The sequence below is a fragment of the Nocardia sp. NPDC059236 genome (assembly GCF_042754085.1).
In the GTDB taxonomy this organism is placed as follows: domain Bacteria; phylum Actinomycetota; class Actinomycetes; order Mycobacteriales; family Mycobacteriaceae; genus Nocardia.
Genome location: NZ_JBHZAF010000014.1, coordinates 161,132 through 185,694, shown reverse-complemented (window position 1 = coordinate 185,694; position 24,563 = coordinate 161,132). Strand labels below are relative to the sequence as shown.

Below are 24,563 nucleotides of genomic sequence, written 5' to 3'. Positions count from 1 at the left end.
CCTTAGGGGATCGAATCGGCGACAACGGTCCCCACCCGTCGAGAAAATTAGGCTAGGCTCACCTACCGCTCACTCCGAACGGGCGGGCATCGGCAGACAGGAGAGTCACGATGAAGTCGGCGTTCACCGCGCGTAGCGGGCGATCGATCACCGCGCGAGCCGCCATTGCGGCCGTGGTGAGCGTGCTCGCCGTCGCGGCCTGCGGATCGAAGTCCGACGACTCTGCCGCCGGCGGCGGCGAACCGGTCACCATCACCCACGCCCTCGGGCAGACCACCGTGAACGGGACCCCGTCCCGCATCGTGGCGCTGGGCAATCAGTGGCTCGACACCGCGCAGGCGCTCGGCGTCACCCCGGTCGGCTACATCGACAACATCGCGGTGCTCAGCAAGGGCGCACCGCCGTGGGAACCGGCCGCGCTGGCAAAGTCCACCGCACTGCAGACCACCGGCAACCTCGCCGAACAGGTGGCCGCGCTGAACCCGGACCTGATCCTGGCCGATCCGTTCATCGCCGACGCCAAGACCTACGGCGACCTGTCCAAGGTCGCGCCCACCCTGCCCGGGCTCACCGAGGAGGCCGTCACGCCCTGGGCCGACCAGGTACGCGCGCTCGGCCGGGTGCTGCACAAGACCGACGCCGCCGACAAGCTCGTCGCCGACCTGAACGGCCGCATCGACGGTATCGCGCAACGCAATCCGGGCCTGAAGAACAAGACCTTCATCAGCTCCTGGCTGGCCGGGCCGTCGCAGCTCATGGTGCTCACCGACCCCAAGGACGGGTCCAGCCGCCTGTTCACCCAGCTCGGCATGACCATCCCGCAGCACCTGGTGGACCAGGGCGGCTCCGGCGGCCGCCTGGCCCTCTCGCCCGAACGCCTCGACGAACTCGACTCCGACCTGCTGCTGGCCGGCTACTCGCCAGGCATGGACGAGAAGTACCGCGGCCTGCCGGGATTCGGCGCGCTGCCCTCGGTCGAGAAGAACTCGGCGGTCTTCCTCACCGTCCAGGAGATCAGCGCCATCAACCAGCCCACCCCGCTGGCCCTGCCCTACCTGCTCGACAAGCTCGAACCGGCTCTCGCCAACGCCGCCAAATGATCCGCACCGACGACATCCGCTACGCCCTCCGCCCCGGCGTCACCTGCCTGACCGTCCCCGGCGGCGCGGTCCTGTTGAACCCGCCGCACAACGAGAAGCTGACCGGGCTGACCCCGGCCCAGAGCCAGGCGCTGAAGACCCTCAATCAGGGTCCGGCGACGACGAGCGAGCTCGCGTCCGAATCCGACTCGGTGGCAACCCTTCTCGACCGGCTCGCCGGGGCGGGCTGGCTGGAGATCACCGTACGCGACGGCGACCGGGACCTCTACACCCTGCGCCCCTTCACCACCCCGCCCGCCCGTCCGAGCGCAGGAGGCGGGTCGCGCACGGTCCTCTCGAAATTCACTGTCATCCACCGTGATCCGGACGGCCTGGTCCTGGAACACCCCACCTCGTGGTGCGACCTCCGCGTCCACGACCCCCGCCTGCTGGCCCTCGCCGCCGGCGCCGATCCCACCGAACTCGGCCTGCCCGAGTCCCTTTCGGCCCGCATCACCGCCGACCTGCGCTGGGGCGGCTTCACCGCCGACCCCACCGCCGAGGACCGCGACTTCACCACCCGCAGCTGGAGCGCCCCCGACCTCTGGTTCCACCGGCGCAGCACCCTCGGCTCCCGCACCGTCACCTGGGACAACTTCGGCCCCACGGCATGGGCGAAGGACGAATTCCCGCAACGCCCGGCGCAGCGCGCGCCCTACCCGGGCGCCCCGATCGCGCTCCCGGCGCCGGACCTCGCCACCCTCCGCGCCACCGACCCGGCCCTCACCGCCGTCCTCGAGGACCGTCGCTCCTGCCGGTCCTTCGACGACGCCCGGCCGATCACCATCGCCCAGCTGGCCGAACTGCTCTACCGCAGTGCCCGCACCCGCTCGGTGGAGTCCACCCGGGATGGCAGCGAACTCCCTTCCCGTCCTTACCCTTCCGGCGGCAGCGTCCACGAACTGGAGCTGTATCCGGTGGTCCGCACTGTCGAGGGCCTGGCCCCCGGCATGTACCACTACGACTCCTTCGAGCATGCCCTGCGCCCCGTCGCCCCCGCCGAATCCCCCGCGGTCCAGCGACTCCTGCGCACCACCACGGCCACCCTCGCCAACGCCGCCGAACCCCAACTGCTGCTGCTGATCTCGGCTCGAGCAGGCCGGGTCATGTGGTCCTACGAGTCGGTCGCCTACGCCAATATCCTCAAACACGTCGGGGTCCTCATGCAGACCCTCTACCTCACCGCCACCGCCATGAACCTCGGCGCGGTGGCCCAGGGCTTCTCCGACACCGCCGCCTTCACCGCCGCCACCGGTGCCGACGAACTGGAGGAATGCAATGTGGGCAGCATGATCCTCGGCACCCCGGCCGGGGACCGCTAGTCCGGGTGTCATACGGGGCTGGGAGCATCGAGATCATGACGGCGACCGGGGATCAGGTGCGGGCGGTGGCGCTCGCGCTGGCGCGCACCACCGAGCAGTTCGAATGGCAGATGCCCACATTCCGGGTGGCCGGGAAATTGTTCCTGACCCTGCCCGAGAACGAGGCCTCCATGGCGGTCCGGTGCCCCATCGTGGATCGGGACGAACTGGTGCAGGCCGAGCCGGAGAAATTCTGGATCGCCCCGCACGAGGCCGGGAACGCGTGGGTGCGGGTCCGACTCGCCGCCCTGGACGACCACGACGAACTGACGGCCATCGTCACCGACTCCTGGCGTCTGGCCGCACCCCGGGAACTGCTGGATCCGGCCTGAACGACCGGATCCCGCCGCGATCGGGGTGGGTCAGAAGGTGACGCGCTGGTCCTCGGCCAGGAAGAGTTTGTCGCCGTCCTTGGTCGTGAAGGCCGCGTGGTACTCGGCCTGGTTGCGGACCACCTGGTTGGCGCGGAACTCGTCGGGCGAGTGGGAGTCGTTGGCGAGCAGATTCTCGGTGTACTGCGGGGTCTGCTTGGACCGCCAGTTGCGGCCCCAGGATTCGAGCATGGGCTGATAGTCGGGGTTCTCGACGCCGGCGCGCTTCTGATTGATGCGATAGGCGGCGAAGGCCATCTGCAGGCCGCGGTTGTCGGCCACGTTCTCGCTGAGGGTGAGGGTGCCGTCGACGTGGTGCGCGGGGTCGAGACCCGGGGGGACCAGGCCGTTGTACTGGTCGACGAGCTTCTTGGTGCGGGCGTCGAACTTCGCCCGGTCCTCGGCGGTCCACCAGTCCTTCAGGTTGCCGTCGGCGTCGTACTTGGAGCCCTGATCGTCGAAGCCGTGGCCGATCTCGTGACCGATGACCGCGCCGCCCGCGCCGTAGTTGACCGCCGCCTCGGCCTTCGGGTCGAAGAACGGCGGCTGCAAAAAGGCTGCGGGGAACACGATTTCATTGTTGACCGGCTGGTAGTAGGCGTTCACCGTCTGCGGCGTCATACCCCACTCGGTCTTGTCGACCGGCTTGTCCAGCTTGTCGAACATCTTCTTGGCGCCGAAAACATTGGCGGCGCGCAGGGATTGAATGAGCTGGCCGCGGGTGATCTTCAGCCCGGTGTAGTCCTCCCACTTGTCCGGATAACCGATCTTCACGCCCATCTTGCCCAGCTTGACCAGCGCGGCGTCCCGGGTGGGCTGCGACATCCACGTCGAATTGGTGAAGTTGTCCCGGTAGGCCGCGACCAGGTCGGCCACCATGTCCATCGCCCGATTCTTGGCCTCGGGCGGGAAATGCTTGGCCACGTACAGCTTTCCGAGCTGCTCGCCCACCGTGCTGTCGACGGTGCCGACCGCCGACTTCCACCGCTCCGGCCGCTGCTGCTGCCCGCTCATCACGGTGCCGAAGAATTCGAAGTTGGCGTCGGAGAGCGTCTTCGGCAGGAACCGGGCGAACTCCCGCACCAGCGCCAGTTTCAAGTAGTCCCGCCACACCGCGATATCCACGTCGTGCCACAGCTGCCCCGCCGCCGTGACGAACGAAGGCTCGCCGACGATTACCGTCGCGAACAGGCTCTTGGGCCGATCGGTATTCCCGGAAAGCCAGGGATCCCAATCGAATTGCGGCGCCAGCGCCACCATGTCAGTCCACGACATCCTGTTGTAGCTGGCCTCGGTGTCGTGCAGTTTGATGTTGTCCCAGAATCCGGCCGCGATCCGCTTCTCCAGATCCAGTACCCGGCCCGCCATGGCCACCGGGTCCGGGAATCCGGCCCCGGTCGCGATCTTCTCCAGATAGGCCTTGTAGCCGGCCAGCTTGTCGGCGTATTCGGGCTTGCGATAGTACTGCTCGCTCAAGCCGATTCCGGACTGACCGACCGAGGCGATGTACGCGCTGGAGTTCTTCCGATCCACCGAGACGCCCAGCCCGATCAGCCCGCCGATCGGCAGCGCGCCCATCACCTTGGCCAGCTCCGGCTTGCCCGCGGCCTTGTCGATGTCGGCGAACATGTCGGCGAGCGGCGTGAGGCCCAGCTGCTCGATGGTGTCGACATCCATCCGGGCGTCGTACAGATCGCGGATCTGCTGCTCGGGTGTGTCCGGCTTGGGATCCTTGATGTCCTCGATGATCTCGCGCAGCTGGCCCTGGACCCGATCCGCGACATCGTCGAAGGTCCCGAACGACACCTTGTCCGCCGGCAGCTGGTACTCCTGCAGCCACTTGCCGTTGACGAACCGGTACAGGTCGTCCTGCGGCCGCACCGTCGCGTCCGACCCGGACATGTCGGGGCCGGTGAGCTGGGTCGAGGTGACCGTGTTCTTCGTATCGCTGCTACACGCCGCCAGCGTGGCGACGGCCGGCGCGAGACCGAGCGCGATCAGAAAACGACGACGGTCCATACCGGCCGGACGATCCGACGAACTCACAGGCACTACCTCTCCCCGAAGCTGCGATACCGACGCGAGGCTACCGGGGACGGCGGCCTCGCGCGGGTTGTCGGATTCTCAGAGGGTGACGCGCTGGTCCGGCGGCAGGTATTCCTTGTCGCCGTCCTTCAGGTGATAGGTGCTGTAGAACTCGCCCAGATTCCGAACCACCTGATTGCACCGGAATTCGGCCGGGGAGTGCGGATCGGACGCGATCTGACTCTGCAGCGCCTCGGTGGTCATCTTGGTGCGCCAGGTCCGGCCCCAGGATTCGAACATCGGCCGATAGTCGGGAGTATCCGTCCCCTTGCGCTTCTCGGCCATCCGATAGGCCGACAGGGAAATCTCGAGTCCCCGCAGATCCGCCAGATTCTCGCCGACCGTGAGCTCGCCGTTGACGTGCTGATCGGGCGGCAGGCCCGCCGGCACCAGCGCGTTGTACTGCGCGATCAGCTGATTGGTCTTGGCTGCGAAGGCCGCCTTGTCCTCCGGTGTCCACCAATCCTTCAGATTGCCGTCCCCGTCGTACTTGGAGCCCTGATCGTCGAACCCGTGGCCGATCTCGTGCCCGATCACCGCACCGCCCGCACCGTAGTTCACCGCGGGCTGGGCATCCGGATCGAAGAACGGCGGCTGCAGAAAGGCCGCGGGGAACACGATTTCATTGCCGCTGGGGTTGTAGTAGGCGTTCACCGTCTGCGGCGGCATGATCCATTCCGACTTGTCCACCGGCGTCCCCAGCCGATCGAACATCCGCTTCGCCTCGAAAGCGTCCGAGGCGCGCAGGGATTCGACCAGCCTGCCCCTGGTGACCGTGAGTTTGGAGTAATCCTCCCACTTGTCCGGGTAGCCGATCTTGGCATTGATCTTCCCGAGTTTCGCGATGGCCGCGTCCCGGGTGGGTGGCGACATCCACGTCGAATTCTGGAAGTTGTCCCGGTACGCCGCGCGCAGATCGTCGACCATCTCGAGTGCCCGCTTCTTTGCCTCGGCCGGGAAATGCTTGTCCACGTACTGCTTTCCGAGCGCTTCGCCCACGGCGTCGTTGACCGTTTCCACGGCCCGCCGCCACTGCTCCGGCTGTTCCCGCAGCCCCTTGACCACCTTGCCCATGAAATCGAAATTGGCGTCGGCGATCGCCTTGGGCAGATAGGGCGCGTACGCGCGCACCAGGCTCAGCTTCAGGTACTCGCGCCAGGCGGCGAGGTCGACGTCGGCCCACAGCTGCCCCGCGCCGGTCATGAACGACGGCTCAGCGACATCGACCTTGTCGAACATGGTCTTCGGCCGGTCTGTGCTCCCCGAAAGCCAAGGGTCCCAGTCGAATTGCGGTCCCAGCGTGGTCAGCTCGGTCCAGGTCATCAGGTTGTAGGTCGCGTCGGTATCGCGGGTTCTGACATTGTCCCAATGGAATCCGGCGATGCGGGTCTCCAGGTCCACCACCCGGTCGGCCAGCGCGGTCGGGTCCGGGAACCCGGCTCCGGCGGCGAGGCGCTGCATGAACGTCCGGTACGCGGCGAGCCGGGCGGCGTATTCGGGCTTGCGGTAGTACTGCTCGCCCATACCGAGCCCGGACTGCTCGACCGAGGGCAGATAGGCATTGGAGTTCTTCGGGTCCGGGCCCACGCTCAGGCCGATGAGACCCACATTGGTGAATCCGCCCATCACATGCGCGAGATCCGGTTTGGTCGCCGCCTTGTCGATCTGATCGAACAGATCCTGCAGCGGCGTCATGCCGAGCGTCTCGATCTCGTCCAGGTTCATCCGCGCGTCGTAGAGGTCGCGGATCTTCTGCTCGTCCGACCCGGCCTTGGGATCGCGGATCCCCTCGATGATCTCCCTCAGCTGCCCCTGGACCCGCTCCTGCACGTCGTCGAAGGTCCCGAACGACGACTTGTCCGGCGGCAGCTGATACTCCTGCAGCCACTTCCCGTTGACGAACCGGTACAGATCGTCCTGCGGCCGCACCGTCGGATCCGACCCGGACATGTCCGAGCCCGTCGGCGGTTTCGACGACTGGGAGTCCGGGGAGCAGGCGGGCAATACGGCCACTGCGGGCGCCAGGCCCAGGGCGATCAGGAACGTACGGCGGTCGAGAGCGATGGGGCGCTCGGACAACGCGAATCTCCTCTACCGGATGATCGGAACAGCTCGGACGTTGCTCGCGCCGACGCTAGTTGACCCGACTGAGGAAAATCTGAATCCGCGCCGAGCCATCTGCTCCGCCCCCGATTTCACCCTGAACAGGGTCTTCGCTAAACTGTTCCGGTTGCCTGCGGGAGCTATGCCCGCACTTCGGCCGCGAACCCACAGTGGTTGTTCTCCTGTTCGGTGAAAAACCGCTGGCAGGCGCTGCCCCGCGTACCCGCGGAGCGGGCCATTGGCTCAGCTGAAGGGCAACTGACCATGCCCGTCGGGTCGGCAATCCGGCGTGCATATCGTCCAGGTCTAGGAGGAGCTGAAGTGATTCAGCAGGAGTCGCGGCTGCGCGTCGCCGACAACACGGGTGCCAAGGAGATCCTCTGCATCCGCGTTCTCGGTGGTTCGTCGCGCCGCTATGCCGGCATCGGTGACATCATCGTCGCCACTGTCAAGGACGCCATCCCCGGCGGCAACGTCAAGAAGGGCGAGGTCGTCAAGGCCGTCGTCGTGCGCACCGTCAAGGAGCGTCGTCGCCCGGATGGCTCGTACATCAAGTTCGACGAGAACGCTGCGGTGCTGATCAAGGCGGACAACGATCCGCGTGGCACCCGCATCTTCGGCCCGGTCGGCCGTGAGCTGCGTGAGAAGCGCTTCATGAAGATCGTCTCGCTGGCCCCGGAGGTGCTGTAACCATGAAGGTGCACAAGGGCGACACGGTCATCGTGATCTCGGGCAAGGACAAGGGCGCCAAGGGCAAGGTCATCCAGGCCTACCCGGCGACCGGCAAGGTCCTCGTCGAGGGCGTGAACCGCATCAAGAAGCACGTCGCGAACTCCGCGAACCAGCGTGGCGCCAGCTCGGGCGGCATCGTCACCCAGGAAGCGCCGATCCAGGCCTCCAACGTGATGGTCGTCGACTCCGACGGCAAGCCGACCCGCGTGGGCTACCGCACCGATGAGAACGGCAAGCGGGTCCGCATCTCCCGTCGCAACGGGAAGGACATCTGAGATGACTTCTACTGAGAACAAGGTGCAGCCGCGCCTGAAGACCCGCTACCGCGAGGAAATCAAGCCGGCCCTGAACAACGAGTTCAACTACGCCAACGTGATGCAGATCCCGGGCGTGGTGAAGGTCGTCGTCAACATGGGTGTCGGCGACGCCGCCCGTGACGCCAAGCTGATCAACGGTGCGGTCGCCGACCTCACCCTGATCACCGGCCAGAAGCCCGAGATCCGCAAGGCGACCAAGTCCATCGCGCAGTTCAAGCTGCGTGAGGGCATGCCGATCGGTGCGAAGGTCACCCTGCGCGGCGACCGGATGTGGGAGTTCCTGGACCGTCTGATCTCGATCGCGCTGCCGCGTATCCGCGACTTCCGCGGTCTGTCGCCGAAGCAGTTCGACGGCAACGGCAACTACACCTTCGGTCTCTCCGAGCAGTCCATGTTCCACGAGATCGACGTCGACAAGATCGACCGTCCGCGTGGTATGGACATCACCGTGGTGACCACCGCCACCAACAACGAAGAAGGCCGGGCCCTGCTCAAGCACCTCGGCTTCCCGTTCAAGGAGAACTGATCCATGGCTAAGAAGGCTCTGATCAACAAGGCCAACGCCAAGCCGAAGTTCGCGGTGCGCGCCTACACCCGCTGCCAGCGCTGCGGCCGCCCGCACGCCGTCTACCGCAAGTTCGGCCTGTGCCGCGTGTGCCTGCGTGAGATGGCCCACCGCGGCGAACTCCCGGGCGTCCACAAGTCGTCCTGGTGACTTGCCGGTCCTGGTGACCTGGTAATACCGAACCCGAAGGCCCCCACCGAGTTCCGACTCGGCGGGGGCCTTCGGCGTTCTTCGCGCCAACGTTGCTTGGGCAACGCTTCCGGCTCCATCGCCACCTACACCGGTACGACGGTCAGCAGCGGTTCCAATCCTTTGAAATCGTCGGCATTGCGGGTGAACAGAGGCAGGTCATTCGCCGAGGCGATGGCCGCGATCATCAAATCCATTTTGCGGGGTTTTGAGCTACGGCCTGATGCGACAACGAGTTTCGCCATTGAGGTGAACCGTCGAGCGGACGCGGTGCAGAACGGCAGCGCGTCGAAGCCGTGTTCGATCGCTAGTAGACGCTCCGTTTGCAGGGCCAGTGCTCGAGGTGTGGTCGCGAGAGCTATCCCCAAACCGAGTTCGGCCAGGGTCACCGTACTGATCCGCGGTCGCACAGGCAGCTTGGAATCCTCGATGAGATATACGTCGATGAGAACGCGCGTATCCAACAGTCCTTCGGGGAACTGTCCGGCTGATGTCGGATCAATCATCGAGGCGCAGCGCAGGCGTCGCCGACCTCCTGGTCGCGGTGACCCGCCGCAGCCCAGAACCTGACCATCCTCCACTGCGACCGTGATTTCGAAACCGTCGCCGAGGTGACCGGTCAGCCCACCCAATGGATCTCGGCACCCGGCTCAATCTCCTGACCCCCGCGATTCTCGCTACGGTGCCGGTCCCCTGCAGCCGCCGGTGGTTCGAATGAGGGCGAAACCTGACCGTCCCCTCCAAAGTGCGGCCAGAGCATCGCCGGGAACCAATCTTTCCAATGCGGCGATTGCTCCAGCAAGATCATGGGCTGTCCCAACCTGGTGGTAGCCTCGGGCGCTCTACCCCCAATCCGGGGGAGTCGAGTCTCTCACCGGTGCAAAGGGTTCACAGATGCAGTTGGGCGATGAGACCGAGGTCGAGATGCCGACGCTGGCTGCGTTCGTGAAGCAACTGCGGCTGCGGCGTGGGTGGACGCAGCGGGAGTTCGCGCAGCACGCGCACCTCGGCCTCGGCACCGTGCAGAAGCTCGAGCAGGGCGACAAGGTCAGTGTCGGAGATCGGGCGCTGTCCGCCCTCGCCGACGCGGTCTGCGACGACGAACACGAGCGAGAGCACCTGCGGGCGCTGGGCGGGCGGCCCGGGTTCACCCTCGGTGAGGCCGCCTCGGCCCAGGACGTGGCGACGCTGCTCGACCAGCTCACCTCGATTCCGGCGGCCTGGGTGGTGAATTGGGGCGTCGCCGCCGCGAACGATCGCTATCGCCGGCTGATGCCGGGGCTGGCCGAGGCAAGATCCATGCCGCACTGGCTGTTCGGCGATCCGCGCGCCAAATTGGTGCTGCCCGGTTGGCAATTCGAGGCCACGGTCGTCGTGGGCCTGCTGCGCCACTACTCCGCCGTCGCCCCCGAAGCCGGTATCACCGCCGAGATCATCCGGGAACTCCTGGCGAGCCATGGCGACTTTCGCCGGCTCTGGGCATCGGGCGCCGTTTATGTCCGGCGGCCCGAGAGCACCCGTCGGATCTGGTCGCCGGCCACCGGGACCATGACTGTGGTACGGGAATCGGTGATTCCGGCCGCCTCGGGCTGGCTGGCCATCGGCTTCCCGGCCGGCGACGGAGACTGATCAGGCGGGCAGGCCGTCCAGGAATTCGCTGATCTCGGGATTCACCAGCTCGGGATGGGTGAGGTTGCAGATATGGGTGACCGTGTCGGCAGAAATCGTCCGCATCCGTGTCGGACCACCCAATCCTGTTGCGAGACTCTGCAGGTGCCCATGGTTGAAGGCCTGGTCGCCGATGCCACGGAGCAGCAGCGCGGGCACCGTGATCTCCGGGAGCAACTCCGTGATGGCCTCGCGATCGATGAGGCAGCGCGCGGCCTGCGCGAGCCGCCCGCGGTCACTCGCCCGCCACTTCTCCACCCACGGCCGCTGATGCCGATCCCGGTCGCCCCCGATCATCACCGCGGCCATCGGCAGCGCGATGTCGTCGATCGGCACCGCGCCCCCGACCCAGCTCTTGACGATGACCCGCTCGTAGCCCTCCCGTTCCTGCTCGGTGTAGGCGGCCGCGGTGGTGCCGATCAGTACAAGCCCGCGCGTGCGCGCCGGCTGCAGCAGCGCCATCCGCAACGCGGTGAATCCACCCTGCGAGAGTCCGCCGAGGACAGGGCGATCCAGGCCGAGCGCATCCACGACCTTCCACGCATCCCAGGCGAGATCCCAATAGGTGAACGGATTCCCGGCATCCTCGGTCCCGCCGTGCCCGCGCGCATCCACCGCGATCACCCGATACCGGTCGGCCAGCGCGTCCAGCTGCGGCCGCCACATCTCGGCGTCCATGAAGAACCCGTGCCCCAGCAGCAGCGCCGGCCCGTCGGTCTCGGTGTCCAGATAGTGGACCTTGGTTCCGTCGTCGGTGGTCACGTAGGGCACCGGCCCAACTCCCTTGCCATTTCATCGAATTCGCATGCTGAATCGTCAGATTAACCGCACTCCACCCGGCCGGGCGGGGTGGAGCGGCGTTCGGCGATTGGTGGTCGTAGCCGCAGAACGCTACGGTGGCGATTCGTCGTGATCGACGGTTTGAATCGGGGGAGGATTCCGAATGCGTTGGGTGGTGGCCGTTTCGGCGCTGCTGTTGGCATTGTTCACGAGCGGGTGCGGTCTGATCGGCGGTTCCGCGAGCGCCGTCCAGCAGGGCGATTGCCTGAAGAAGGCCGGCGACGACGGTTTCGACAAGGTCTCCTGCTCTTCGTCGGACGCCGGATTCGTCGTGCTCGACCGAGCCGGCACCGGCAAGACCCACGACCGCTGCGTGGACGTCGCGGGCACCGAATACGTCTACACCGACAAGGGAAGCGGCTCCATCTGCGTGGGCATCAAGGGCGCCGACCCGGCACACGCCGCGAACGCGGCCCAGAAGGGCGACTGCCTCACCGACACCGGCGGCAGCACGGTGCAGAAGGTGGACTGCGGCGACCGCACGGCCGTCTACCGCGTCCTGGCCCGCCCCGACGGGTCCGAGTTCATGACCGACATGGCCTGCAAGAACGTCCCCGGCACCCAGACCACCTACAGCTACCTGCTGAAGGCCAAGAAGGGTATCGGAGCATTCGGCACCGGCATCGTCTTCTGCCTGATCGCAAAGGATTCCGACGCGACCCGCACCGTCGACAACGCCAAGGAAGGCGACTGCCTGCGGAAGTCGGGCGCCAACGATGTCGAACTGACCCCCTGCGCCGGCCCCGACGCCGAATACAAACTCCTGGCCTCGCTCCTCGACAAGTCCATGTGCGACCACATCAAGGGCTCCATCGCCACCTACTCCTACGAACGCCCCGGAGACATCCCCCGGGCCCTCTGCCTCGGCGCAGCCCACTGATCTGCGGCGTCGGGTACGGGCGCCGGCGGGTGTGACGGGGGCCTCGATTTGGCCGCTGATCAGCCCTTGTCTACACTAGACCGGTTGCTCGGGCACACCTGTGTCCGCACGCGCCTCGCGTGCGCGGCTTTTTGCTCCGGGCGCAAGCGTTTTCTCCAGTCGGGCGTTCCCGGCTGGACCGCCCCGAATTGTCGTAGGCCCACGACCGCCGATCTCAGACGGTGCTGAATGGGAACCGCGGCAGGAAGGTACCGGTCAAACACATGACCATGACTGATCCGATCGCAGACTTTCTGACCCGTCTGCGCAACGCCAACTCGGCGTACCACGATCAGGTGAAGGCTCCGCACTCGAAGCTCAAGGCGAACATCGCCGAGATCCTCAAGCGTGAGGGCTACATCGCCGACTTCCGCACCGAAGATGCGACCGTCGGCAAGACCCTGATCGTCGACCTGAAGTACGGCCCGAGCCGTGAGCGTTCCCTGCAGGGTGTGCGCCGCGTGTCGAAGCCGGGCCTCCGGGTCTACGCGAAGTCCACCAACCTGCCCAAGGTGCTCGGCGGCCTGGGCGTGGCGATCATCTCCACGTCCTCGGGTCTGCTCACTGACCGTCAGGCCAAGCAGCAGGGCGTGGGCGGCGAAGTCCTCGCCTACGTCTGGTAAGGGAGGTAGGAACAATGTCGCGTATCGGTAAGAAGCCGATCCCGGTTCCCGCCGGCGTCGAGGTGACGATCGACGGCCAGAGCATCACGGTGAAGGGTTCCAAGGGCACCCTCTCGCACGTGGTCGCCGAGCCGATCACCGTCGCCAAGGCCGAGTCCGGTGAGCTGGAGGTGGTTCGTCCCAACGACGAGCGCCAGAACCGCTCCCTGCACGGTCTGACCCGCACCCTGATCAGCAACATGATCGTGGGTGTGACGCAGGGCTACGAGAAGAAGATGGAAATCTTCGGCGTCGGTTACCGCGTGCAGGCCAAGGGCTCGAACCTCGAGTTCGCCCTGGGCTACAGCCACCCGGTTCCGGTCGACGCGCCCGAGGGCATCACCTTCGTGGTGGAGTCCCCGACCAAGTTCTCGGTGTCCGGCATCGACAAGCAGAAGGTCGGCCAGATCGCCGCGGTGATCCACGGCCTGCGTAAGCCCGATCCGTACAAGGGCAAGGGCATCCGCTACGCCGGCGAGGTCGTTCGCCGCAAGGTCGGAAAGACGGGTAAGTAAGCCATGGCACAAACCGAAAAGCAGAAGGCCGCTCGCAAGCCGATCGGCAAGGACGCCTCGACCGCGCGCCGCCTGTCCAAGACGCGTCGTCACTTCCGTCTGCGCAAGAAGGTCGTCGGCACCACCGCGCGTCCGCGCCTGGTGGTCAACCGCTCCTCGCGCCACATCCACGCCCAGCTGATCGACGACTCCGCCGGCAAGACCATTGCCGCCGCGTCGACCATCGAGGCCGATGTGCGTGCTCTCGAGGGTGACAAGTCCGCCAAGGGCGCCAAGGTCGGCGAGCTGATCGCCGCCCGCGCCAAGGCTGCCGGTGTCGAGGCGGTCGTGTTCGACCGTGGTGGTCACGACTACCACGGCCGTATCGCGGCTCTCGCTGACGCCGCCCGTGAAGGTGGGCTGAAGTTCTGATGATCAACACTGCGAACGGAAGGAACGTCTGATGCCGGGACGTCAGCGGCGCGACGGCGGAAACGGTCCCGCCGGACAGAATGGTGGCAGCGACAACCGCGATCAGCGCGGTGGCGGTCGCGACCGCCGCGGCGGTAGCGACCGTCGCGACAGTGCCGCCGAGAAGAACCAGCTCGAGCGCGTCGTCGCGATCAACCGCGTCTCCAAGGTCGTGAAGGGTGGTCGTCGCTTCAGCTTCACCGCCCTCGTGATCGTCGGTGACGGCAACGGTCTCGTCGGCGTCGGCTACGGCAAGGCCAAGGAAGTTCCTGCGGCCATCCAGAAGGGTGTCGAAGAGGCTCGCAAGAACTTCTTCCGCGTTCCGATGATCGGCTCCACCGTCACCCACCCGGTTCAGGGTGAGGCGGCTGCCGGTGTCGTCATGCTGCGTCCGGCTTCGCCCGGTACCGGTGTGATCGCCGGTGGCGCGTGCCGTGCCGTGCTCGAATGTGCCGGTATCCATGATGTTCTGGCCAAGTCGCTCGGTAGCGACAACGCCATCAACGTTGTGCATGCCACCGTTGCTGCCCTCAAGATGCTGCAGCGTCCCGAAGAGGTTGCCGCGCGCCGCGGTCTGCCGATCGAGGACGTGGCTCCGGCGGGCATGCTGCGTGCGCGTGCGGGACAGGGAGCCTGATATGGCACAGCTGAAAGTCACCCAGATCAAGTCCAGCATCGGCGCCAAGGCGAACCAGCGGGAGTCGCTGCGCACCCTCGGGCTGCGCGGTATCCGTCAGACCGTGGTGCGCGAGGACAACTCGCAGAACCGCGGCCTGATCAACGTCGTGCGCCACCTCGTTGTTGTTGAGGAGGTTTCCGCATGACCATCAAGTTGCACCACCTGCGTCCTGCCCCCGGTGCCAAGACCGAGAAGACCCGTGTGGGTCGCGGTGAGGGCTCGAAGGGCAAGACCGCGGGCCGCGGTACCAAGGGTACGAAGGCCCGCAAGAATGTCCCGGTCCGCTTCGAGGGCGGTCAGATGCCGATTCACATGCGTCTGCCCAAGCTCAAGGGCTTCACCAACCCGTTCCGCACCGAGTACCAGGTCGTGAACGTCGGTGACATCGCCCGCGTGTTCCCCGAGGGCGGCACCATCGGCAAGGCCGAGCTGGTCGCCAACGGCCTCGTTCGCAAGAACGAGCTCGTGAAGGTGCTCGGCGAGGGCGAAATCGCTGTGGCCGTTCAGGTCTCGGCCGACAAGTTCTCCGGCGCCGCCAAGGAGAAGATCACTGCGGCGGGTGGCACTGCCACCGAGCTGGCCTGACGGTAACCTGAAATAGCAATGGCACCGGGCGAGTCGCGAGCTCGCCCGGTGCCGCTGTTAGAGTTCAAGTGTTGTCTGCCAACACCGTCATGGTTCTCGGCGTTTTTCGGCTAAACCAGCCCATCGCTGAATCCGTGGCCTGACCCATGTCGTTAGCCAGGAGGATCTGTGCTTTCCGCCTTCGTGTCGGCTTTCCGGACCCCGGACTTACGGCGGAAGATTCTCTTCACGCTGGGACTGATCGCGCTCTACCGGCTCGGTGCGTCGCTGCCCTCGCCGGGCGTCAGTTACAAGAACGTTCAGGAATGCATCAACCTGGTCAACGGCGGCAATGACGCCGGTATCTACCAGCTGATCAACCTCTTCTCCGGCGGCGCGTTGCTGCAGCTGTCCGTGTTCGCGATCGGCATCATGCCGTACATCACGGCGAGCATCATCATCCAGCTGTTGACCGTCGTCATCCCGCGGTTCGAGGAACTGCGCAAAGAAGGCCAGTCGGGTCAGAACAAGATGACCCAGTACACGCGGTATCTGTCGATCGCGTTGGCCGTGCTGCAGTCGACCGGTCTGGTCGCGCTCGCCTCCCGCGGTCAGCTGCTGCGTGGCTGCCAGAAGGACATCCTGGACGACACCTCGATCTTCGGCATGATCATCATCGTGCTGGTCATGACCGCGGGCGCGGCCCTGGTCATGTGGTTCGGCGAGCAGATCACCGAGCGCGGCATCGGTAACGGCATGTCGCTGTTGATCTTTGCGGGTATCGCGGCGCGAGTTCCGTCGCAGGGCAAGCAGATCTACGACAGCCGTGGCCTGCTCACCACCATTCTGGTCGGTTTCGCCGCATTCGTGGTCATCGTCGGCGTCATCTTCGTCGAGCAGGGCCAGCGCCGGATTCCGGTGCAGTACGCCAAGCGCGTGGTCGGCCGGAAGATGTACGGCGGGTCCTCGACCTATCTGCCGTTGAAGGTGAACCAGGCGGGTGTCATCCCGGTCATCTTCGCCTCCTCGCTGCTGTATCTGCCGAACCTGTTGGCGCAGTTGACCCAGAAGAGTTCCGGTAACCCTGCCAAGTGGCAGGAGCTGATCCAGAAGTACCTGGTCAACCCGAGTAACCCGGTCTACGTGGCGATCTACTTCGCCCTGATCGTGTTCTTCACCTACTTCTATGTCGCGATCACCTTCAATCCGGAGGAGCGCGCGGACGAGATGAAGAAGTTCGGCGGCTTCATCCCCGGCTACCGCCCGGGCAGGCCGACCGCCGATTACCTGAACTTCGTCCTGAGCCGGATCACCCTGCCCGGCTCGCTCTACCTCGGCGCTGTTGCTGTGCTACCGAACCTGCTGCTGGGCATCGGCTCCGCAGGTGGAGGCGTGTCCAGCCTGCCGTTCGGTGGTACCTCCGTGCTGATCATTGTGAGCGTCGGCCTCGATACCGTGAAACAGATCGAGAGCCAGTTGATGAACCGAAACTACGAAGGGTTCCTGAAGTGAGACTCGTACTGCTCGGACCGCCCGGTGCCGGTAAAGGCACCCAGGCCGAACTGTTGTCGGAAAAGCTCGGTGTTCCGCACATCTCCACCGGGAACCTCTTCCGCACGAATATCGCGGAGCAGACTCCGCTGGGCCGCGAGGCGCAGCAGTACCTGGACGCCGGCAACCTGGTCCCGTCGGACGTGACCAACCGCATGGTCGAGGCGCGCATCGCCGAGCCGGACGCCGTCAACGGCTTCATCCTGGACGGCTACCCGCGCACCGTGGATCAGGCCGAGGCGCTGGAGAAGATGCTCAAGGAGGCCGGCAAGGAGCTCGACGCCGTCATCTCCTTCGTGGTCGACGAGGACGTGGTGGTCGAGCGCATGCTGGCCCGCGGCCGCGGCGACGACACCGAAGAGGTCATCCGCAACCGCATGCGCGTCTACCGCGAGGAGACCGAGCCGCTGCTGGAGCACTACGACGGGCAGGTCGTCTCGGTCGAGGGTGTCGGCGACGTCGCCGAGGTCAACGAACGGGCGCTGAAGGCCCTGGGTCGCTGAATGGTCTTCGGACGCAAGAGCAAGCGGGTGGTGCCCTTCCGCACCGCCGGTGAACTGGACGCCATGGCGGCGGCCGGCGCTATCGTCGGCCGGGCGCTGGTGGCGGTGCGAGCCGCCGCCGCGCCCGGTGTCTCCACCTGGGAGCTGGACGAGGTGGCCGAGCAGGTCATCCGTGAGGCCGGGGCGATCCCGTCCTTCAAGGGCTACCACGGTTTCCCGGGTTCCATCTGCTCGTCGGTGAACGACCGAGTGGTGCACGGCATCCCGTCCAAGGACGAGGTCCTCGCCGAGGGCGACCTGGTGTCCATCGACTGCGGCGCCATCCTCGAGGGCTGGCACGGCGATTCGGCGTGGACCTTCGGCGTCGGCACCATCATCGAGGCGGACCGCCTGCTCAGCGAGGCGACCCGGCTGTCCATGGAGGCCGGCATCGCCGCCATGCTCCCGGGCAACCGGCTCTCGGACGTCTCGCACGCCATCGAGCAGGGCACCTACGCCGCCGAGAAGCTGCACGACCGCAAGTACGGCATCGTCTCCGGTTACGGTGGCCACGCCATCGGTCGCGAAATGCACATGGACCCGTTCCTGCCCAACGAGGGCGCACCCGGCAAGGGCCCCGAACTCCGCGTCGGCTCCGTCCTCGCCATCGAGCCCATGCTCACCCTCGGCACCACGGAAACCCATGAGCTGGACGACAACTGGACCGTCGTCACCGACGACGGCACCAGAGCCGCCCACTGGGAGCACACGGTCGCGGTCACCGAGAACGGCCCGCGCATCCTGACCCTGCGCCCGGAGTAGGCTCCGCGCACCGCTTTTCCCGCACCCGCTTCAGCCCGGCTGAGGCGGGTGCGGTCGTTTCCGGCCCGCTCTGTCAGCCGGTATCCCCCGATGGTTCCCTCGAGATGACCGATTCGCGAAGTCTGCCAATGGTTTCCGCAATCGATCTGACCGAAGCGGATCTGCCGCAGGTGGTTTCCGCCTCCGGCCTATGCGAGTTCGTGATACCTGGTATGCGGGATTCTCGCTGTTCGCATGCCCGCACCGCTCGTAGCGTCGACCGTATGAGCAACACGGACAACCGAGAACTCATCCGGGCCGTCTTCGAGCAGCTGGCCCTGGGCAACGGTCGCGCCCTGACCGACGCGATGGCCGACGATTGCCGCTGGACCTTTCCCGGATCGTGGTCCTGGTCGGGCACCTGGGGGCCGAAAACCGCTGTGGTACAGGGTCTCCTGCGTCCCCTCATGGGCCAGTTCGCCGACGCCTACCGCATGGAGGCGGATCTGATCCTGGCCGACGGCGACCGAGTGGTGGTCCAGGCCCGCGGCTACGCCACCACTCTCGCCGGCGAGCCTTACCACCAGACCTACTGCTTGCTGTTCACCATGGCGGACGGCCTGATCACCGAGGTGGTGGAGCACTGCGACACGGCCCTGGTGGAGCGGGTCCTGAAGCTGCTCACGCCCACGTCTTGATCCGCCGGGCGTGGCGGCGGGGACCCGGGGCGGGTTCTGCTTCGATGGAGTGATGGCCGACAGGGTTGTTCTCATCACCGGGACCTCCAGCGGGATCGGGCTGGCGGTCGCCGCCGCGGCGGTGCGGGCGGGGTACAGGACCGTGGCGACACTGCGCAATCTGGACAAGGCCGGGCGGGTCCAGGAAACCGGGGCCGACGTGCGCCGCCTGGATGTCACCGACCCCGCCTCCATCGCCGAGTGCCTGGCGGGCGTGGTCGCCGACTACGGCCGGCTGGACGCCCTGGTCAACAATGCGGGCATCTCGGTGCTCGGCACCCTGGAGCACCTGCCGATGGCGGACATCCGCCGGGCCATGGAAGTCAACTACTTCGGAGTGGTGGAGGTGACCAAGGTTGCCATGCCGCATCTGCGCGCGTCGAAGGGCCGCGTGGTGACGGTGACGAGCGTCGGCGGCGCGGTCGGCCAGCCGTTCAACGAGGCGTACTGCGCGGCGAAATTCGCGGTCGAGGGGTTCATGCAGAGCCTGGAGCCGGTGGCCGCCACGGTCGGCGTCGGGGTGAGTGTCATCGAACCCGGAGCGGTGACAACGGAATTCGTCAACAACGCGCGACTCGACATCCCCGCCGCCATCGACGCCGCCGGTCCCTACGCCCCCGCGCTCCAGGCCTACATCAACCGCACCCGCGGCGCCTACAGCACCGCCCAAACCGCCGACCAGGTCGCCGAGGTGGTCCTGTCCGCCCTCATTGCCTACCCGGTCGTCTTCCGCTGGCAGACTTCGGACTTCGCTCGAGCCTTCGTCGCCGACAGCCTCTCGGACCTCGACGGTTCCATCGTCGCGGGCCTGACTTCGAAGTGGGTCCGCTGACAGCTGGGTTCAGAACAGTCGAATATGCCTGACCCCCACCAGGATCCGCCGTAGCTCGGTGAGCAGTCTGCTGTCGGTGTTCGGGGTCGGGGTAAGGCCGGAGGCGGCGGCGATGTGGTCGGCGACCTCACGCAGCGAGAGCTCGTCGGTGTGGATGTGTTCGGCGAATTCCGGTCGGGCCAGGGCATTCAGGCAATGATCCACCCGGTCGATGGCGAAGCTCTCGTGCCGCAGCCCGCCCAGCGCCCGTTCCCGCAGCCGCCGCACCACCGTCTCCGGACGCGCCATGAGCGCGAAATGCCGTACGTCGTGACCCTTTTCGCGCAACCGCCCGACTGTTTCCGCGAAGTAGACCGGCTCGACCACCGTCATCGGCGCGATCACCGGCCCGCCGTGCTTGCTCAACACCAGATCGAGTGTCTCGAAGACGCCCTGTCGCCAGGCCGGTAGATCCTGGAAGTCGGGCCGAAACTCCTTGGGGATGACCCGGTGCAGCCCGAATCCGACCTCCTCGGGATCGCACACCACACTCCCGGGCAACCGCCGATGCAACTCGAACGCGGTGTGCGTCTTCCCTCCGCCGAAGGGCCCATTGATCCACAGCAGCATGCCCGCCACCCTAGCCGCAGGCGTTGTTGTCCCTGGTCAGCTTTCGAGCAGGATGGTGACGGGGCCGTCGTTGACGAGCTCGACATGCATATGCGCCCCGAACCGTCCGGTGGCGACCGTCGCACCGAGTGCGCGCAGGGCGGCGGCGAAGGTGTCCACCAGCGGTTCCGCGACCGGCCCGGGAGCGGCGGCGTTCCACGAGGGGCGACGGCCCTTGGTGGTATCGGCGTAGAGGGTGAACTGACTGATCACCAGGATGGGCGCGGACAGATCGGCGGCGGAGCGTTCCCCGTCCAGAATCCGTAGTCGGAACAGTTTGTCGGCCAGCGTTTTCGCGGTGCTCTCGGTATCGGAGTGGGTAACCCCGACCAGCGCCACCAATCCCTGGGGCGCGCCGTGCGCGGCGGGATCGATCCGCCCGACGACCTCGCCGTCCACGCTCACCTGCGCCGATGTCACCCGCTGCACCAGTACCCGCATGACTGTCGATCTTCTCAGACTGCCCGTTCGCGCCCGCGGGGCTATCCTCGAGCAGCCACACATGCCCCGAATTTCCTTGTGCGCCATCGGGAGTTCACGACAGTAGGCTGTGCTGGCACGGATAGCGGAAAACTGGGCGGAGCGACAGTAGTTACCGATGGCAGACGATAACAAAGACAAGACAGCCTGGCCGGGACTCAGGAGTCAGGCCGATACCGGGGCCCTGAAATACGATCCGGGTTCCGCAGAGCAGGGCGCGCAGTACGTCGCCGGCATGATCGATCTGTTCCTTTATCTGAAGCAGCAAGCGGGCGGGGCGGGTCTCGAGTCGCTCGAGAAGATCGGCACGCTGACCTCGGGCGGTCTGATGACCAACGCGTTCAATGCCGCCGGTAAGACGCTGTTCGACGTCCTCGACACGCACGTGGCCATCCTCACCGACATGGGTAAGACCTTCGAGGCGGCCGGCCGTGCCTATCTGTCTGCCGACCATGCTTCGGCCGACAATTTCCGGTACCAGAACACGCCGATGCCGACGACGGCCCGCGACCTGGGCTTGAAGCCGCCGGGCAAGAAGAGCGCCGACGATGTCGATGACGACACCGACCTCCCCGACGATCTGAACAAGTTCAAGAAGGATACGGGGAAGGCCAAGCAGGGGGTCGACGTCAGCATCGAGCACAAGGAGTGGCTCGGCTGGAAGGACCTCTACGACCTCGGTCAGGCCATGAAGCCCGGTCCCTACGCCAGCGCCGGGGATATGTGGAAGTGGGTCGGGGATCAGATCGAGCGCCACGCCAGCGACTTCCACAACAACATCGTGGGGCTCAGCGGGTCGTGGTCGAGTCCCAACGACACCGGCGGCGTGCAAGCCGCTCAGAACGCGGTGAAGACATATGTCACCGATCTCGGCGCTATTGCCGACGTGGTCAAAACCACCGGCGAACTGCTGAACTACACGGCGAACTGGATGAAATGCACGGCGGAGTGCATGCCGCAGACGCCGAAAGAGCCCCCGCACTGCCGGAGTCAGATGGGTGACTACCGCGACGAGTGGCAGCAGACCTACCACGATCCCTTGCAGGACACCGCGGCGACGCTGCCGGTGATCTGCTCCCCGACGATGCTGCCACCGCAGAAGCCCAGCGATGACAAGGGCGGTAAGGACAACGGCGGTAAGGACAACGGCGGCAAAGATAACGGCGGCAAAGACAACGGCGGCAAAGACAACACCGGCGGAGACAACGGCGGCAAAGACAACACCGGCGGTGCCAACACTGGCGGTGCCAACACTGGCGGTGCCAATGCTGGTGGTGTCAACACCGGCGGTGCCAATACCGGTGGTGCCAACACCGGCAGCCAGTACAAGCCCCCGAACATTCCGCCTCTGCAGAACACGCCCGACCCGCATGCCGCCAACCCGGCCGGGTCGAATCCGAACGGCACCAACCCCAGCGGGCAGAATCCCAACGGCGCCAACCCATCCGGCACGAATCCGAATTCCGGTGTCCCCGTCACGTCCGTGCCGCAGGCGTCCAACACCTCGAGCGGCGGCAGTTCCGGGCAGGACGGGCTGTCGTCGATCGCCGGCATGCTGAGCTCGCTGGCGAGTGCGGGCTCGACCGGCCTGCAGGGTCTGTCGTCCCTGGGCACGACGCTGCAGCAGCTGCAATCCGCGCTCGGCACCGGTGATATCGCCAAACTGGCGGAGGCGCTGGGGGTTCCGCAGGACACGGTGACCAATGCGCTCACCGCGCTCGAGGGGTCGCCGGACAAGCTGAACGAGCTGAAGCAATTGCTCGGTCTGCCGACGGACACCGCGCAGCCCGCCGCCGCGCTGCCGGGCGATACCACGCCCGCCGGTGGCGCGGCGATCGCCCCCGCCTCCGGGCAAGTGGTGGCGACGCCGTCGATTCCGGGTGGCGTGCCGCCGTTGACACCGGGTGGCGTGCTGCCCTTGGCGCCGGGCGCGTTGCCGTTCGCGCCGGAGGAGCCGTCGTTCACCAACCTGTTCAGCCGTGCGGGCTTGGATGGTGAACTCGCCCAACCCGTTCTGGGTGTGGCGGCCGCACCCGCCGCGGCGGTGATGACCGAGGGCGTGACCGCCGGGGCCGAACCCGCGCCGGTGGACTTCGTCGATTCGCTGGCACACACCCTCGAGGCGCATGCGCCGGTGATCGAGTCGTGAAATGGGAGTTCACCGACCTCGAATTCAAGGTGTTGTGCAACCGCTTCGGTGACGGTCGGATGCCCTCGCCCTTGGTCTACACCAGTCGCACCATGCTCGCCAACGACTACGAGCGCGAACTCGCGGTGACTCGCGCCAAGCTCGATGCCGAGCTCGGCCAGGACTTCGGTGTGGGGTTCGAGGTGGTCGTACGTCCGGAGGTGTGGGTCGGCGTACACGCCTGGGTGGACGACGATTTCGACAATCCGGCCCGCCGCATGCGGTTGCACGCCGCACGGCGCGGTCGACGGGCCTTCGTGATCAAGCAGGAGCCCGGGGAAACGCTCGAACACAGCGGGAATATCACAATGCTCGAGTGCGAACCGGAGCTCATGCCCGCGGTGCTCATTGCGCAACTGCCGCATCGCGAGGCGGGCTGGCGGCCCGCGGTCTCGATCGTGAAGGAGGCGTCCGAGCCGGATCCGTACGCCAGCCCGCAGTCCGGAGCCTTCGACACCTTCGAGGAAACACTCGAATCGCGCAGTCTCGCATTCCTTTCCACGCCGGCCGAGTTGACCGGAGCCGTCCGCGTGGTGCAGGGCCGATCGAAATACGGCCCGCGCGGGATGACGTTGTCGACCCTGCTGTGGCGGGATCTGCCGGACGACGGTCGCTACCTGATCGACCTGGATCCCGAGACCCCCATTGCCGTCGGCGTCGATGGGCAACGGTTCGCCGAGTATCTCGGCGGCTGCATCGATCGCATACTGCAGCAGATGGAATGGCGGGGCGAGGACGAGATGTGATCGAGGGGGAGGGCGCGGTAGCCGCGGCTCGTGCCCTCGCGCTCGAATCGGCACTGTCCGTTAACATTCCGGCCACGGTCTGGTTGCCCTGGGCTGCCAAGGTCGACATCATGAGCGGCAGTCGGTTGGAGTCCTACCATGATTTGCTGATCACGGCGTCGCAGCGCACTGGCGACGTCCGCGATGGCATCAACGGCGTGGTGAACAACTTCGGCGCTCAGGCGGACGCGCTCGGCACGCCGTGGGGCAATGATTCGCTCGGCAACCAGTTCGCGAATGGCGACCAGGGCTACCTGGCCAGCAAGAAGAACATTCTCGAGGGCGCGACCAATATGGCCGGGACCTTCGCGAATTTTTCGAAGTCGCAGAAGGATTCGGCCGACAAGCTGGAGGCGACCGAAGAGGCCAACCGCGAGGGCTTCCAGCAGGCCGCGCAATGAGCAACGAACGCCAGAAGGCCGAGCTGGCCGAGATCCTCGACGGCTTCGGCGAGCAGATGCGCCTCATCACCCAACTGCAGCGTGAGCGCGCGGCGCTGACCGCCTCGGTCACGGTCCGCAAGCGGGTGACGGTCACGGTGAACGCCGACGGCACCGTGATCGAGACCAAATTCTCCTCCGACATCGAGGATCTCGACTACCCGGAGATCGCCCGCGCGGTCACCGACGCCGCCCAGCAGGCGGCCGCCGAGGTGGCCCGCCGCGGCCGCGACATCATGGCGCCGGTCTCGCAGAACCGCAAGCGTCTGCCCACCCTCGCCGACCTGGTGCCCGGCATGCCCGATCTGAGCAAGGAACTCGCGATTCCGGAGCCGCCAGTGGTGTCGACCGCGCCGCCGAAGTCCGCGGAGCGCCTGGGCGGCTACCAGGCTTCGAACGCGAATAGCGATGCGGCGCAGCCGCGACGGGGCGGGGCCACCGATTCCGGATGGTGATACGA

30 protein-coding genes are annotated in these 24,563 nt (G+C 66.3%); 24 read left to right on the top strand and 6 right to left on the bottom strand.

The window, feature by feature from the left end:
• The first annotated feature begins 110 nt into the window (after positions 1-110).
• From ACFXIV_RS31910 to ACFXIV_RS31900, 3 genes are read left to right on the top strand one after another with little or no spacing between them, the layout of a single operon-like run.
• A complete protein-coding gene (locus ACFXIV_RS31910; protein ID WP_379394479.1) occupies positions 111-1,100 on the top strand; it encodes an ABC transporter substrate-binding protein in 990 nt (329 codons plus the stop codon).
• Positions 1,097-2,461 carry a SagB family peptide dehydrogenase gene (locus ACFXIV_RS31905; RefSeq protein WP_379394481.1) on the top strand — a complete coding sequence of 455 codons (1,365 nt, stop codon included), beginning with the start codon at positions 1,097-1,099 and terminating at the stop codon, positions 2,459-2,461. The genes ACFXIV_RS31910 and ACFXIV_RS31905 overlap by 4 nt, the downstream gene beginning before the upstream one ends.
• A gap of 35 nt (positions 2,462-2,496) precedes the next feature.
• Positions 2,497-2,832, top strand: coding sequence for an MmcQ/YjbR family DNA-binding protein (locus tag ACFXIV_RS31900; protein ID WP_379394483.1), 336 nt, complete (start codon positions 2,497-2,499; stop codon positions 2,830-2,832).
• A 30-nt stretch (positions 2,833-2,862) separates the two neighbouring features.
• Here the strand turns inward: ACFXIV_RS31900 and ACFXIV_RS31895 are convergent, their stop codons facing one another.
• Together ACFXIV_RS31895 and ACFXIV_RS31890 are read right to left on the bottom strand one after the other, a co-directional pair.
• Positions 2,863-4,917 carry a M13 family metallopeptidase gene (locus ACFXIV_RS31895; protein WP_379394485.1) on the bottom strand — a complete coding sequence of 685 codons (2,055 nt, stop codon included), beginning with the start codon at positions 4,915-4,917 and terminating at the stop codon, positions 2,863-2,865.
• Positions 4,918-4,995: 78 nt separating this feature from the next.
• Positions 4,996-7,035, bottom strand: a complete 2,040-nt coding sequence (locus tag ACFXIV_RS31890; RefSeq protein WP_379394487.1) for a M13 family metallopeptidase — start codon at positions 7,033-7,035, stop codon at positions 4,996-4,998.
• A 345-nt stretch (positions 7,036-7,380) separates the two neighbouring features.
• On the opposite strand from ACFXIV_RS31890, the gene rplN reads away from it, so the two are divergent.
• Genes rplN through ACFXIV_RS31870 form a run of 4 tightly spaced genes read left to right on the top strand, consistent with a single transcriptional unit; the run spans position 7,381 to position 8,823 of the window.
• Entirely contained in the window at positions 7,381-7,749 is a 369-nt protein-coding gene (rplN, locus tag ACFXIV_RS31885; RefSeq protein WP_033090674.1) for a 50S ribosomal protein L14, read from the top strand.
• Between the two features lie 2 nt (positions 7,750-7,751).
• A complete protein-coding gene (gene rplX, locus ACFXIV_RS31880; protein WP_040804283.1) occupies positions 7,752-8,066 on the top strand; it encodes a 50S ribosomal protein L24 in 315 nt (104 codons plus the stop codon).
• A gap of 1 nt (position 8,067) precedes the next feature.
• Positions 8,068-8,634: a 50S ribosomal protein L5 gene (gene rplE, locus ACFXIV_RS31875; RefSeq protein WP_354830525.1), complete on the top strand. Its 567-nt coding sequence runs from the start codon at positions 8,068-8,070 to the stop codon at positions 8,632-8,634.
• Positions 8,635-8,637: 3 nt separating this feature from the next.
• A complete protein-coding gene (locus ACFXIV_RS31870; protein WP_029923637.1) occupies positions 8,638-8,823 on the top strand; it encodes a type Z 30S ribosomal protein S14 in 186 nt (61 codons plus the stop codon).
• A gap of 125 nt (positions 8,824-8,948) precedes the next feature.
• On the opposite strand, the gene ACFXIV_RS31865 is transcribed toward ACFXIV_RS31870, so the two are convergent.
• A complete protein-coding gene (locus ACFXIV_RS31865) occupies positions 8,949-9,494 on the bottom strand; it encodes a type II toxin-antitoxin system VapC family toxin (protein ID WP_379394489.1) in 546 nt (181 codons plus the stop codon).
• A gap of 262 nt (positions 9,495-9,756) precedes the next feature.
• Between ACFXIV_RS31865 and ACFXIV_RS31860 the strand changes: the two genes are divergently transcribed.
• Complete coding sequence (locus tag ACFXIV_RS31860) at positions 9,757-10,491, top strand: helix-turn-helix transcriptional regulator (protein WP_379394491.1); 735 nt, start codon at positions 9,757-9,759, stop codon at positions 10,489-10,491.
• On the opposite strand, the gene ACFXIV_RS31855 is transcribed toward ACFXIV_RS31860, so the two are convergent.
• Positions 10,492-11,301 carry an alpha/beta fold hydrolase gene (locus ACFXIV_RS31855; RefSeq protein WP_379394493.1) on the bottom strand — a complete coding sequence of 270 codons (810 nt, stop codon included), beginning with the start codon at positions 11,299-11,301 and terminating at the stop codon, positions 10,492-10,494.
• 172 nt (positions 11,302-11,473) lie between these two features.
• Between ACFXIV_RS31855 and ACFXIV_RS31850 the strand changes: the two genes are divergently transcribed.
• From ACFXIV_RS31850 to ACFXIV_RS31795, 12 genes are all read left to right on the top strand, one after another.
• On the top strand, positions 11,474-12,250 hold the full coding sequence (locus ACFXIV_RS31850) for a hypothetical protein (RefSeq protein WP_379394495.1): 777 nt from the start codon (positions 11,474-11,476) through the stop codon (positions 12,248-12,250).
• 263 nt (positions 12,251-12,513) lie between these two features.
• On the top strand, positions 12,514-12,912 hold the full coding sequence (gene rpsH, locus ACFXIV_RS31845; protein ID WP_364605592.1) for a 30S ribosomal protein S8: 399 nt from the start codon (positions 12,514-12,516) through the stop codon (positions 12,910-12,912).
• 14 nt (positions 12,913-12,926) lie between these two features.
• A complete protein-coding gene (gene rplF, locus ACFXIV_RS31840; protein WP_379394497.1) occupies positions 12,927-13,466 on the top strand; it encodes a 50S ribosomal protein L6 in 540 nt (179 codons plus the stop codon).
• A gap of 3 nt (positions 13,467-13,469) precedes the next feature.
• Complete coding sequence (rplR, locus tag ACFXIV_RS31835; RefSeq protein WP_040855278.1) at positions 13,470-13,877, top strand: 50S ribosomal protein L18; 408 nt, start codon at positions 13,470-13,472, stop codon at positions 13,875-13,877.
• A 31-nt stretch (positions 13,878-13,908) separates the two neighbouring features.
• Positions 13,909-14,553 (top strand): 30S ribosomal protein S5, encoded by a 645-nt coding sequence (gene rpsE / locus ACFXIV_RS31830; protein ID WP_379394499.1) that lies wholly within the window; start codon positions 13,909-13,911, stop codon positions 14,551-14,553.
• Between the two features lies 1 nt (position 14,554).
• Positions 14,555-14,740, top strand: a complete 186-nt coding sequence (gene rpmD, locus ACFXIV_RS31825) for a 50S ribosomal protein L30 (RefSeq protein ID WP_364605587.1) — start codon at positions 14,555-14,557, stop codon at positions 14,738-14,740.
• Positions 14,737-15,180, top strand: coding sequence for a 50S ribosomal protein L15 (gene rplO / locus ACFXIV_RS31820; protein WP_379394501.1), 444 nt, complete (start codon positions 14,737-14,739; stop codon positions 15,178-15,180). The genes rpmD and rplO overlap by 4 nt, the downstream gene beginning before the upstream one ends.
• A gap of 168 nt (positions 15,181-15,348) precedes the next feature.
• Positions 15,349-16,671, top strand: coding sequence for a preprotein translocase subunit SecY (gene secY / locus ACFXIV_RS31815; RefSeq protein ID WP_379394503.1), 1,323 nt, complete (start codon positions 15,349-15,351; stop codon positions 16,669-16,671).
• Entirely contained in the window at positions 16,668-17,213 is a 546-nt protein-coding gene (locus ACFXIV_RS31810; RefSeq protein WP_356996993.1) for an adenylate kinase, read from the top strand. The genes secY and ACFXIV_RS31810 overlap by 4 nt, the downstream gene beginning before the upstream one ends.
• Complete coding sequence (map, locus tag ACFXIV_RS31805) at positions 17,214-18,014, top strand: type I methionyl aminopeptidase (RefSeq protein ID WP_354830504.1); 801 nt, start codon at positions 17,214-17,216, stop codon at positions 18,012-18,014.
• A gap of 263 nt (positions 18,015-18,277) precedes the next feature.
• Entirely contained in the window at positions 18,278-18,691 is a 414-nt protein-coding gene (locus ACFXIV_RS31800) for a nuclear transport factor 2 family protein (protein WP_379394505.1), read from the top strand.
• A 52-nt stretch (positions 18,692-18,743) separates the two neighbouring features.
• On the top strand, positions 18,744-19,562 hold the full coding sequence (locus ACFXIV_RS31795) for an SDR family NAD(P)-dependent oxidoreductase (protein WP_379394507.1): 819 nt from the start codon (positions 18,744-18,746) through the stop codon (positions 19,560-19,562).
• Positions 19,563-19,571: 9 nt separating this feature from the next.
• On the opposite strand, the gene ACFXIV_RS31790 is transcribed toward ACFXIV_RS31795, so the two are convergent.
• Together ACFXIV_RS31790 and dtd are read right to left on the bottom strand one after the other, a co-directional pair.
• Complete coding sequence (locus tag ACFXIV_RS31790; protein ID WP_379394509.1) at positions 19,572-20,171, bottom strand: AAA family ATPase; 600 nt, start codon at positions 20,169-20,171, stop codon at positions 19,572-19,574.
• Between the two features lie 36 nt (positions 20,172-20,207).
• Positions 20,208-20,651 (bottom strand): D-aminoacyl-tRNA deacylase, encoded by a 444-nt coding sequence (gene dtd / locus ACFXIV_RS31785; protein ID WP_379394511.1) that lies wholly within the window; start codon positions 20,649-20,651, stop codon positions 20,208-20,210.
• Positions 20,652-20,808: 157 nt separating this feature from the next.
• Between dtd and ACFXIV_RS31780 the strand changes: the two genes are divergently transcribed.
• Genes ACFXIV_RS31780 through ACFXIV_RS31765 form a run of 4 tightly spaced genes read left to right on the top strand, consistent with a single transcriptional unit; the run spans position 20,809 to position 24,558 of the window.
• Positions 20,809-22,839 carry a hypothetical protein gene (locus tag ACFXIV_RS31780; RefSeq protein ID WP_379421368.1) on the top strand — a complete coding sequence of 677 codons (2,031 nt, stop codon included), beginning with the start codon at positions 20,809-20,811 and terminating at the stop codon, positions 22,837-22,839.
• A complete protein-coding gene (locus tag ACFXIV_RS31775; RefSeq protein ID WP_379394515.1) occupies positions 22,836-23,624 on the top strand; it encodes an ESX secretion-associated protein EspG in 789 nt (262 codons plus the stop codon). Before ACFXIV_RS31780 ends, ACFXIV_RS31775 begins: the two co-directional genes overlap by 4 nt.
• Entirely contained in the window at positions 23,621-24,064 is a 444-nt protein-coding gene (locus ACFXIV_RS31770) for a hypothetical protein (protein WP_379394517.1), read from the top strand. Before ACFXIV_RS31775 ends, ACFXIV_RS31770 begins: the two co-directional genes overlap by 4 nt.
• The gene (locus ACFXIV_RS31765; protein ID WP_379394519.1) at positions 24,061-24,558 is read left to right on the top strand and encodes a YbaB/EbfC family nucleoid-associated protein; all 498 of its coding nucleotides are present in this window, start codon (positions 24,061-24,063) and stop codon (positions 24,556-24,558) included. The genes ACFXIV_RS31770 and ACFXIV_RS31765 overlap by 4 nt, the downstream gene beginning before the upstream one ends.
• Positions 24,559-24,563 lie beyond the last annotated feature (5 nt).

Coding starts and splice junctions, on each gene's coding strand:
- ACFXIV_RS31910 (WP_379394479.1), top strand. CDS start 111: ATGAAGTCGGCGTTCACCGCGCGTAGCGGGCGATCGATCACCGCGCGA.
- ACFXIV_RS31905 (WP_379394481.1), top strand. CDS start 1,097: ATGATCCGCACCGACGACATCCGCTACGCCCTCCGCCCCGGCGTCACC.
- ACFXIV_RS31900 (WP_379394483.1), top strand. CDS start 2,497: ATGACGGCGACCGGGGATCAGGTGCGGGCGGTGGCGCTCGCGCTGGCG.
- rplX (WP_040804283.1), top strand. CDS start 7,752: ATGAAGGTGCACAAGGGCGACACGGTCATCGTGATCTCGGGCAAGGAC.
- rplE (WP_354830525.1), top strand. CDS start 8,068: ATGACTTCTACTGAGAACAAGGTGCAGCCGCGCCTGAAGACCCGCTAC.
- ACFXIV_RS31870 (WP_029923637.1), top strand. CDS start 8,638: ATGGCTAAGAAGGCTCTGATCAACAAGGCCAACGCCAAGCCGAAGTTC.
- ACFXIV_RS31860 (WP_379394491.1), top strand. CDS start 9,757: ATGCAGTTGGGCGATGAGACCGAGGTCGAGATGCCGACGCTGGCTGCG.
- ACFXIV_RS31850 (WP_379394495.1), top strand. CDS start 11,474: ATGCGTTGGGTGGTGGCCGTTTCGGCGCTGCTGTTGGCATTGTTCACG.
- rpsH (WP_364605592.1), top strand. CDS start 12,514: ATGACCATGACTGATCCGATCGCAGACTTTCTGACCCGTCTGCGCAAC.
- rplF (WP_379394497.1), top strand. CDS start 12,927: ATGTCGCGTATCGGTAAGAAGCCGATCCCGGTTCCCGCCGGCGTCGAG.
- rplR (WP_040855278.1), top strand. CDS start 13,470: ATGGCACAAACCGAAAAGCAGAAGGCCGCTCGCAAGCCGATCGGCAAG.
- rpsE (WP_379394499.1), top strand. CDS start 13,909: ATGCCGGGACGTCAGCGGCGCGACGGCGGAAACGGTCCCGCCGGACAG.
- rpmD (WP_364605587.1), top strand. CDS start 14,555: ATGGCACAGCTGAAAGTCACCCAGATCAAGTCCAGCATCGGCGCCAAG.
- rplO (WP_379394501.1), top strand. CDS start 14,737: ATGACCATCAAGTTGCACCACCTGCGTCCTGCCCCCGGTGCCAAGACC.
- map (WP_354830504.1), top strand. CDS start 17,214: ATGGTCTTCGGACGCAAGAGCAAGCGGGTGGTGCCCTTCCGCACCGCC.
- ACFXIV_RS31800 (WP_379394505.1), top strand. CDS start 18,278: ATGAGCAACACGGACAACCGAGAACTCATCCGGGCCGTCTTCGAGCAG.
- ACFXIV_RS31795 (WP_379394507.1), top strand. CDS start 18,744: ATGGCCGACAGGGTTGTTCTCATCACCGGGACCTCCAGCGGGATCGGG.
- ACFXIV_RS31790 (WP_379394509.1), bottom strand. CDS start 20,171: ATGCTGCTGTGGATCAATGGGCCCTTCGGCGGAGGGAAGACGCACACC.
- dtd (WP_379394511.1), bottom strand. CDS start 20,651: ATGCGGGTACTGGTGCAGCGGGTGACATCGGCGCAGGTGAGCGTGGAC.
- ACFXIV_RS31780 (WP_379421368.1), top strand. CDS start 20,809: ATGGCAGACGATAACAAAGACAAGACAGCCTGGCCGGGACTCAGGAGT.
- ACFXIV_RS31765 (WP_379394519.1), top strand. CDS start 24,061: ATGAGCAACGAACGCCAGAAGGCCGAGCTGGCCGAGATCCTCGACGGC.